Here is a 9,979-nt window from a genome sequence, read left to right on the forward strand (position 1 = left end):
GAGCCCCTGCTCAGCGCGCAGACGAGCGGACCGGTCCGGACAGCCGCCCGCGTCGGCACCGGCACCGGGGTCGGTGCGCCGACGAGATGGTCGTGGTCACCGGGCGCAGGACGACGGCTGGCTGGTCGTCGCGGCGAGCACCGGCGCCGGCCCGGTTCGGCCGCCGCCCGGCAGTCAGGACCTGCGGGCCGGCCAAGCGACCGGGATCCTGCTGATCGCCGACTACGCCGACCGCTGGCCGCTGTCCTCCCTGGCGCTGCTGCTGGACAACAGGCTGCTGACCGAGGCGACTGTGCCGGTACGGGTGCTGTTCCTGGCCCGCACCGACGCGGCTTGGCGGGGGCTCGCGACGGCTCTGGACCCGGGCCGGCTGGCGCTCTCGGACGAGCGGCTGGCCCCGCTCGACGCCACCGGTGCTGCGCGCCGGCAGATGTTCGAGGCGGCCCGGGACGGTTTCCTGGATTACTACGGCGCTGCTGTGCCCGTACCGGTGGATCTGCTCGCCGGCCCGGAATTCGGGCTGACCCTGGCCGTGCACATGGCTGCTCTGGTCGCGGTCGACGCGCGGCAGCGCGACCGGCCGTTGCCCACCGACCTGGCCGGGCTCACCCTCTATCTGCTGGACCGGGAACAGCTGCACTGGGCGGACCGGCACGCGGCCGGCGGCCGGTTACGCCCCGACGCGATGAAGCGGGTGGTCTTCATCGCGACGGTCTGCGGCACCCAGCCGGCCGACGCCGCGGTCACGTTGCTGCGCGACCTGCTGCCGGACGGCGTTGATCCCGCCGTCGCGGCCGACGACCACGCGGCGTGCTATCCGAGTGAGGCCACCGCCGCCCGGTGCGAGCCGCTCTACCCCGACCGGCTGGCCGAGGACTTCGTCGCGCTGACCCTGGACGGGCACGGGGTCGCCTACCCGGCCGGCGAGTGGGCCGGGCCGCTGCTGACCCGGCTGCTCGGACGCGAAGAGGACGGCTCGCCCCGGCCGTGGCTGCGGCGGGCGGTGTCCACGCTGGCCGCCGCCACTTTGCGCTGGCCGCACGTGGGCGCCGGCCACCTCTACCCGGTGCTGCGCGCGGACCCACGGCTCGCCGTCGAGGCCGGCGGCGACAGCCTCAGTACCCTGACCGCCGCCGACGGCATCGACCTGGACCTGCTCGCCGAGATCGAGGAGCACCTGCCCAAGGGCCGCTACCTGGACCTGGACGTCGCCGCCCTGGCCGTCCAGCAGCGGCTCGCCGACCAGCGGCTGGCCGCCGCGAGCAGCCCGCGCGAACGCGGTGACGTGCACGCGGACCTCGGCTACCGGCTCAACGTCACCGGCCACCGCGACCCGGCCCGCGCGGAGATGGCCGCGGCGGTGGAGTGTTACCGCGTCGCCGCCACGCCCGGCGAGCCGGATGCGGACCTCGCCCACGCGCTGATGAACCTGGCCCACACCGAGCTCGACGTCGGCCGCCGGCCGCAGGCCCTGGCCAGTGCCGAGGAGGCGAGGGATCTCTACCGCGCCCTGGCGGGACACGAGCCCGACCTGGCGTACGCGTGGTCCACGCTCGGCACCGTCCTGGCCGCCCTCGGCCGCCACGAGGAAGCGGTCGACGCCTGCACCGAGTCGGTGCGCCTCTACGAGGACCTGGCCGAGGCTGACCTGGACCAGTACGAGACCGAGCTGGCCGGCGCGCTCGGCAACCGCGGATCCTGGCGGCACAGCCTGGGCCAGTACGACCAGGCGCTGGCCGACGCCCGCCGGGCCACCGCGATCTACCGCCGCCGGGCCGCGCAGGATCCGAACGCGTACCTGCACGAGGTGGCCGCGGCCCTGGTCAACGAGGGCATGCAGCTCGACGGCCTGCGCCGCTACGCCGAGGCGGCCGAGGTGATGACCGAGTCGGTGGCGGCCTTCCGCCAGCTGGCCGACCTGCGGCCCGACTCGTTTGAGCACTTCCTGGCGACCGCGTTGAGCAACCTCAGCGAGCCGCTGTTTCACGTCGGACGCACGGCCGAGGCGCTGGCCGCGTCGGCCGAGGCGGTGGAGATCCGGCGGCGGCTGGCCGCGGCGAGGCCCGGAGTCTTCACCGCCGATCTGGCCATCGGCCTGAACAACCACGCGGTCGACCAGCTGGCGGCCGGGCAGGTCGAGGAGGCGCTCGGCACGGTGACCGAGGCGGTCGCCATCCGCCGCCGGCTCGCGGCCGGCGACCCGGCCACCTACGACCCGTACCTGGCGTCGTCGCTGAACAACCAGGGCAAGGTCCAGCTGACGCTGGGCCGCGACGCCGAAGCGGCCGGGTCGTACCGGGAGGCGACCGCGATCTACCGACGCCTGGAGGCGAAACGGCCGGCCGCGCACCGGGTCCACCTGGTCGCGACGCTCACCGGTCATGCCCGGGCGCTGCTCGCTCTGGACCGCACCGACGACGCGGTGACGGCGGCCGGAGAGGCGGCCGGACTCAGCCGTGAGCTGGACGCGGTTGATCTCGCGAGCGGACTGACCGTGCTGGCCGTGGCCCGGCAGGCGGCTGGAGCGGTCGGCGAGGCGCGGGCGGCAGCCGAGGAGGCGGTGGGCGTCTACGCGGCGCTGCCGGCCGAGGTGCTGGCCCGGCCGGAGGTCGCGGAGCTGCGTACGGAGGCCGAAGGCCTGCGCCGGTAGGAATGCGGTAGAGAAACGGTAGAAATGCTTGGCAACATTCCCCGGTTACCCACCGCTTTCCGCGCTGAATCAGCGCTGGTGATCTTATCCAATCGTGCGGTAGCGTTCGCTCCATCGTCGGCCGCCGATCATCGGATCGCGGGTGCAGGAAACCGTCTCGGCCCTTTCCGGGCTTGGAAAGAAGGCGATGGCGCGTGCGGATGTGGCAATTCGCTCCCGGGATGATTCCCTAGTGTCGCTCGACCGGCCACGTGTCGATTTGGCGGTGCCTCGTGAGCTGGGCATACACAGCGCCGCCCCTATGGCCGGCAGCGACGATGACCTCCCGACCTATGTGGCGCGCGATTTCGACTCCCAGCTGAAGATCGCGCTTGCCGCTAATCTGCCGGGCCGTGGCAACTTCGTGATCATGGTCGGGGGTTCCTCGACGGGCAAGACTCGTTCCCTGTACGAGGCGATCTACGAGCTCGTACCGGAATGGAATCTGGTCCAGCCGGCCGATGCGGCCGAGCTGCTCGACGTGAAGAACTCGCCGCCCCGTGAAACAGTTTTCTGGCTCGACGAATTGCAGCAGTATCTAGGTGGTCATCCGCCGTTGACTTCTGAATGCGTCCGGGCCTTGGTTCGACACGGCAATCTCGTCGTCGGGACGCTGTGGCCGGACCAATACGCCAAGTGGACCGCTGGTCGCGAGGACGTACACCGGCTGGTGAAGAGCGCCTTCCTGATCCCGGTGCCCGATGCGTTGAACGCCGAGGAGCTGTCCAAGGCGGAGGCGATCGCCGAGCAGGACGTGCGGATCCGAGATGCGCTCGACGCGCGCGAGGTTGGCCTGACCCAGGTGCTCGCCGGCGGCCCGCGGCTCGTCATGTGCTGGGAACAACCCGCCAACGCCTATGCCAAGGCCATGATCACCGCCGCGGCCGACGCCCATCGGCTCGGTGTGCAGTCGCCCTTGAGCGCGGGTCTGCTGACTGCGGCAATGTTCGGCTACTTGAGGGCGCATCAGCGCGTGCGATCGGCGGATTACTGGTTGTCCGCGGCGTTGCCGCATGCCACCGAACCGCTCTACGGCGACGTGTCGCCTCTCTTTCCGGTCGACGACGGGCGCGCGGGGACTCTGGCGGGATACACGATCGCGGACTACTTGGCTCAGCACGTGCGGCGAAAGCGGCGCACTGAGCCTGTCCCGCATCATGCATGGCAGGCGCTGGTGACAAAGCTGCGCCGACCCGAGGATCTTCGACGCCTGGCAGCCGGCGCCGTCGCCCGGCTCCGCTACTGCTACGCCGAACGCGCGCTGAGGAGACTGGTCGACGAATTCGACGACGGCCGGGCCGCGGCCGAGTTGGCCGACCTGCTCGTGCGGCAGGACCGGCTCGATCGGGCTGTCGAAGTCCTTCGCCGCCGATTGGAGACACACCCTCAAGACCTGTTGGCCGGCAGAAAGCTTACGCACGTGCAGGAGCTGTGGCGGCGAGTCCAGAAGGTCCGTCCGCCGATCGACCCCCGTGCCCGCGACATACCCGGAGTGGTCGCCGAGATTTTGTTCGATGGCGGCGTCTGCGATGAGCTGCGCAGGGAAGCGGACGCTGGTAACGCGATCGCAGCCGAGCGATTGATCGAGATCCTCGCGGAACGCGGCTGCCTTCGAGAAATCCGGGAACGTGCGGAGCTCGGTGAGGTGATGGCCGCGGAGGCCCTCGCGGACCTCTACGCGGGCTGGGGCGAAGTGGATCTACTGCGTGACCGCGCGAAGGCTGGAGACCGCGCCGCTGACTTGCGCCTGGGGAAGATGACCCATCTCGCGGCCCGCCGGGCGGGCGTCACGAACGAGATTGACGGCCTGCGGACGGCGGTCGACGAGGGCAGGCCCGAGGCGTCGCTGCAGCTGTGCACCTTGCTGTTCGAGCTGCGCGATGAACGGAACCTGAAGGCCGAACTGAACGCCGGCACCACCGGCGCGGCGGAGCGGCTCATCGCCCTGTACACCGCGCAGGACCATCCCTCGCTGATCCGGCTGCGAGCCTTCGGCCTGGACGCGGATGGACAACTCGTCACCCCGGAACAGACCCCTTGAACTTACGTGGAAAGGACCATCGATGGCTGCCGAGCTGACCGCCGCGGAATACGCCTACCTGATCATCTTGCAAGCGGAGGGTCGGGAGATCTCCAACACCGAGATGTTCGAGTTCTACGAGGTCCGGCTGAGGAAGCCGGACTACGAGAAACTCAACGCGGACGGCTACGTGATCTCCACAACGAAGCGCAGCCCTTACCGACACGTCATCACCGACAGGGGCAGCAAGGTTCTCGGCGAGGCGTTGACGATCGACCAGGGCCGAGTTGCAGGAGGCGCTAAGCGTTCGGCCGGGGAGCGGCAGCTGTTCTGGGCGGCCATGGTGGCCCAGCACAAGCTTTTGCTGGCCAAGGGAAACGGCACCTCGGCCGTGATCGAGAAGCCGCTCGATCTGGACAGCAGAATTCGGGCTGCATACACGAAGCTCGCTGGTGCGCCGGGCGACTATGTCAATCTGACCGAGCTGCGACCGCTGATCGGCGACATCGCGAAGGCTGAGGTCGATAGGGCGTTGGTGCGGCTGCTCGACTCGCCCGATGTGCGGCTGGAGCCGGAGCCGTTCGGGCACCGGATCGGTGCCGAGGAGCGGAAGGCTGCCGTCCACATCGGCGGTGAGGACCGGCACAAGCTGGCGATCGGCCTGCGATGACCGAGGAGGAGCGCACCGCGCTTGCCGCGCTACGGCTCAGCTGGGTGCTGGCGCCGGACGACGTATGGCGACGCTCGCCGTTCCATGTCGACGGGCTGCACGAATCCGTGATCCGGGATGTGCGCGACGGCATCGCTGAAGCCGAGGCGAGTGTTGACGCGAGTCCGATCGGTCTTGTACTCGAGGGCCGGCACGGTACGGGTAAGACGCATCTGCTGGGGTGGGTCCGAGAGCAAGTGCAGCAACAGGGAGGCTACTTCTTCCTGATCAGTCTCCTCGATGGCCGGGACTTCTGGGACGGCCTGCTGGTTTTCCTCCTCGACGGCATGGCGCGGGAAGTGCCTAACGGCGAGACCCAGCTGCGGTTGCTGCTTCGACGCCTGGCATCCCGGGTCGGGGCGCCACGGTCTGATCGACGGGCAGTGATCGGAGAGACCGAGCTGACCCGGGCCGCGCTGGACGCTTTCGTCGGCGGACTGCGTGAGTCGGACAGCCACGTCGCTCACCAGTGCCGTGACACATTGCGAGCGCTCGCTCTGCGCGCCTCGGACAAAGAGGAGCACCAGGACGTCGCGGACAACTTCTTTGCCGGAGGAGAGGAGGGAGTCGCGGGGGAGCGCCATGCCTGGGGAATCCGTGCGAGGTCGCGGACAGCGCAGGAGATGGTCCGTGAGATCTCCTGGCTGCTGGCGCTGACCGGCCCGTCGGTGATCGCCTTTGACCAGATCGATACGGCCGTGGCCCAGTCGGCGATGCAGGAGGACCTGGTGAAGTCCTCCGCCGGCGAGGTGGACCTGCGGCAGGCAGCAGTCCTCGTGGGCCTTGCCAGCGGTCTGACCGACCTGCGTGACGTGACTCGTCGAACCTTGACAGTGGTGGCCAATCTCTCGACCACCTGGGATCTGATCGAGGGACGAGCACCGTCGTCGTTTCCCGCGAGGTTCCGCCGCTGCATGGCGCTCGAAGGCATGCAGAACCCCCGGATCGCTCGCGAGATCATCCAAAAGCGATTCGCGGCGCGCTTCGCAACGGTGGGATTCAAGCCGCCCTATCCCACGTGGCCCATAAAGGAACAGGTTTTCGAGGAGGCGCGGTCCTATTCACCGCGCAGGTTGCTCGTCACCATCGACCGGCACATCCGGGGCTGCCTGATCAAGGGCAACGTCCGCGAGTTGAGCCGTCTCGGCGACGTGCCCACCGAGGACCAGGTGAACGAGACGGCGGACACGACGGTGCCGGCGATCTCCGACGGAGAGCTGGCTCGGATCGAGGCGCGCTTCGAGGAGCTGCGACGAAAGGCGGACGTCACTTCGCCGCTCGAGCGCGACACCGAGGACGCAGCATTCCCCGCGCTGCTCGCCGCCGGTCTGCAGGCCTGGATCGCCGAGCGAGGCGACGAGGGGAAGAAGTTCAGCATCGATCCGCCTCCCAGCTCCAAGCCGGACCTGCATGCCCGGATTCGCCGTGACCTCGACGAGCGGTCGGAGGAGGAGCGCGCAACCTCGCCTGACCAGGCGCGCACGGAGGACCAGATGCACTGGTCTTTCCGAGGAATCAGCGACACCCATCACGGCGTGGCCGCGCTGCACCGGATCCGCCGGGCCCGCACCGCCGCCGGCCTCAATCCGGATGTCGCCAAGCGCAAGCTCTTTCTCCTGCGTAACGGCCCCTGGAGCCAGTCCGCCAAGACCCAGGAGGTCGTCCGCCAGCTCGAACGCGACGGCGGCGTCACCCTCAGCGTCGACGACTCCGACCTGCGGGTCCTCGCCGCCCTGCACGGCTTGCGGGACGAGAACCCGGCGCAGCTGCACGCCTGGCTCGTGCGCTACCGACCCACCGAGCAGATCACCCTCTTCAAGGAAGCCCTGGCCGACGCCGATGCCTGGACCGGCGAAACGACACATGCGGAACGCGTGCCTGAGCCAGATGAGGCTGAGGTGAGGACGAGCGGCTTCACCATCGGCTACGGCGTCGACGACGATGCGCCCGCCCCGCTGTCCCTCGAAGCGTTGCGCAAGCACGCGGCCATCTTCGCCGCGTCGGGTTCTGGCAAGACCGTGCTGCTGCGCCGGCTCGTGGAGGAGTGCGCGCTGCTCGGTGTCTCGGCCATCGTGCTGGATCCGAACAACGACCTGGCGCGGCTGGGGGATCCGTGGCCGGAGCCGCCGGCCGGCTGGCGTCCCGGTGATGCCGAACGCGCGGCCCGCTACCTGGCCGAGACCGAGGTGCTGACCTGGACGCCGCGGCGGGAGTCGGGGCGGCCGTTGAGTTTCCAGCCGTTGCCCGACTTCCCCAGCGTGCTCGACGATCCGGACGAGTTCGGCGCGGCGGTCGAGGCCGCGGTGACCGCCCTGGCTCCGCGGGCCAACCTGGTCGGCCGGACGTCCCGGGTGCATCTGGGTACGGCCGTGCTGCGGCGGGCGGTCGAGCATTTCGGCCGGCAGGGCGGCCATGACATCCGGGCGCTCATCGCGTTGCTGTCCGATCTGCCCGACGGGGTCAGCGGGCTCGACGACGCCACCAAGATCGCCGCCGGGCTCGCGCAGACGCTCACCGCCTCGATGGACAACGATCCGATGTTCGGTGGCGGCGGCACCCCGGCGGATCCCGGCATCCTGCTGACCCCGTCGCCCGGTAAGCGGGCTCGGATCTCGGTCATCAGCCTCGTCGGCCTGCCCGCGGACGACGCCCGGCAGGGGTTCGTCAATCAGCTCCAGATGGGGCTGTTCGCCTGGATCAAGAAACATCCGGCCAAGGACCGCCCGCTACTGGGGCTGCTGGTGATGGACGAGGCGCAGACGTTCGCGCCGTCGGGGGCGATGACCGCGTGCACCCAGAGCACGCTGGCCCTGGCCTCACAGGCCCGCAAGTACGGCCTCGGGCTGATCTTCGCCACCCAGGCGCCGAAGAACCTGCACAACCGCATCCCCGGCAACGCGGCCACGCACTTCTTCGGCCGGCTCAGCGTGCCCATCCAGATCGACGCCGCCCGGGAGATGGCCAAGGTCAAGGGCGGCGACGTGCCGGACATCGGCAACCTCACCGCGGGCGAGTTCTACATCGCACTGGAGGGCGAGGCGCCGCACAGGACGCGTACGCCGATGTGTCTCAGCCATCACCCGAGCAGCCCGCTGACCGACGAGGAGGTCATGGTCCGCGCGCGGGCCTGAAAGCTTCACTCGTACGGGCGCAGCAGCGCGGCCAGCTCGGCGCGGCCGATCTCCTCCAGGGCGCCGGGCAGGTCGGACAGCCGTCCCCGGTTCTCCAGCCAGCCCCACAATTCACGGGGCTCGTCGCCGGACCGGAACCGGCGCACCTCGTACGAGGGCACCCCGACGACGTCGGCCAGGTCCTGCCAGTCGTAGGTGAGCCGCCGCACGACCTCGAGTTTCACCCGGCCGGGCAGTTCCGGGGCCGGCGGCACCGGCCGTGCCGGGGTGGCCGCGACCGGCAGAAGCTTTCCGAGCAGGGCGAAGAGCACCTCCGCGGACGCCTTGGCGGCGAAGGCCTTGAACCGGTCGTCCTTGTCGAAGTTCGCGTGGTCCATCACGGCCTTGGCGACCAGCCAGTGCGGGACCTGCTGCTCGTGGGCGACCGTGGCGATGGTCGCCGCCTCCATCTCCAGGGCCAGGATCGAGCGCTGGGTGCCCTTGAGCCGCTGCCAGATGTCCGGGTCGGCCATGACGGCGCTGCCGCTGGCCATCGGCCCCGGCACGACCACGAACGGCAGCCGCTCCGGCCCGTCGACGTCGTCGTACAGGCGGCGCGCGATGGAGGTCCGGCCGGCATCGGTCAGCGCCCAGCCGGCGCCCTGCCGGGTGATGAGCCCCTTCGACTGGAGCTGCTCCAGCCCCGGCACCCACGTGCCGTGCGGGAAGTAGCGCTGGCGGGCCGGATGCGTCCGCGGGTCCTGATCTTTGTGGAGCTGTTCCAGATACCAGAGCGCCGCCTCCTCCTCGGTCGCGGTGCCGTGGCTCGGCAGGTCCGACGGGTCGAAGTCCTGGACCGCGCGGGCCCACCGGGCGTCCAGCGGGAACTGCTGCGGATCGGGCTGGAAGACGTCGCCGTAGTCCTTGCCCTCGTCCCACTCGTAGGCCGGCGCGGCGATGATCACGTCACCCGCCGCCGTGTCACCGGGATTGCCGGCGCACACCCCGCACATGGCCAGGCAGGCCGGCTGCAGCTTCTCGGTCAGCGCGGTGGCGATGGGGCTGGTGCCCCGGCCACCCATCCGGACCGGGCGGGCGAGCGCCACCGAGAGCCGCACCCCGCTCCCGGGCTCGTACGTGGCGGTGGCGTACGGCTGCGGGCCCCCGGCCCCGTGCTCCTGCCACGGCGACATCCCGGCCACCGCCTTCGCCGCGTCGTACTCCTCTTTCAGCGCGGTGATGACGAGGACATCCACGCGTGCGCTCTGCTGGGTCATCGGACCGTCCGGGTTCGCGGAGGGACAAGGGACGCTGGCGACTCGACCGCCCGGAGCTTAGACCGGACCGGACCCGATCGGGCGACGGTGACCGGCCGACGGTGGAAATACGGTAGAACCGCGCCTCAGCATGTGTGGGGTGCCCGGCGTCGGCGCGGTGGTGGCGGCCGCCGC

General features: G+C 70.2%; 5 protein-coding genes. 4 read left to right on the forward strand and 1 reads right to left on the reverse strand.

Annotation, left to right across the window (positions count from 1 at the left end; genetic code table 11):
• The first annotated feature begins 73 nt into the window (after window positions 1-73).
• The 4 genes from AB0C29_RS19195 (at window position 74) to AB0C29_RS19210 (ending at window position 8,549) form a co-directional block, all read left to right on the forward strand.
• A complete protein-coding gene (locus AB0C29_RS19195) occupies window positions 74-2,650 on the forward strand; it encodes a tetratricopeptide repeat protein (RefSeq protein ID WP_360821860.1) in 2,577 nt (858 codons plus the stop codon).
• 142 nt (window positions 2,651-2,792) lie between these two features.
• The gene (locus AB0C29_RS19200) at window positions 2,793-4,730 is read left to right on the forward strand and encodes a hypothetical protein (RefSeq protein WP_360821862.1); all 1,938 of its coding nucleotides are present in this window, start codon (window positions 2,793-2,795) and stop codon (window positions 4,728-4,730) included.
• 22 nt (window positions 4,731-4,752) lie between these two features.
• Complete coding sequence (locus AB0C29_RS19205; RefSeq protein ID WP_360821864.1) at window positions 4,753-5,379, forward strand: hypothetical protein; 627 nt, start codon at window positions 4,753-4,755, stop codon at window positions 5,377-5,379.
• Complete coding sequence (locus tag AB0C29_RS19210) at window positions 5,376-8,549, forward strand: helicase HerA domain-containing protein (protein WP_360821866.1); 3,174 nt, start codon at window positions 5,376-5,378, stop codon at window positions 8,547-8,549. The genes AB0C29_RS19205 and AB0C29_RS19210 overlap by 4 nt, the downstream gene beginning before the upstream one ends.
• Window positions 8,550-8,554: 5 nt before the next feature.
• On the opposite strand, the gene AB0C29_RS19215 is transcribed toward AB0C29_RS19210, so the two are convergent.
• A complete protein-coding gene (locus tag AB0C29_RS19215) occupies window positions 8,555-9,805 on the reverse strand; it encodes a hypothetical protein (RefSeq protein WP_360821868.1) in 1,251 nt (416 codons plus the stop codon).
• Window positions 9,806-9,979 lie beyond the last annotated feature (174 nt).

The organism is Actinoplanes sp. NPDC048791 (assembly GCF_040650095.1).
Taxonomy (GTDB): Bacteria; Actinomycetota; Actinomycetes; order Mycobacteriales; family Micromonosporaceae; genus Actinoplanes.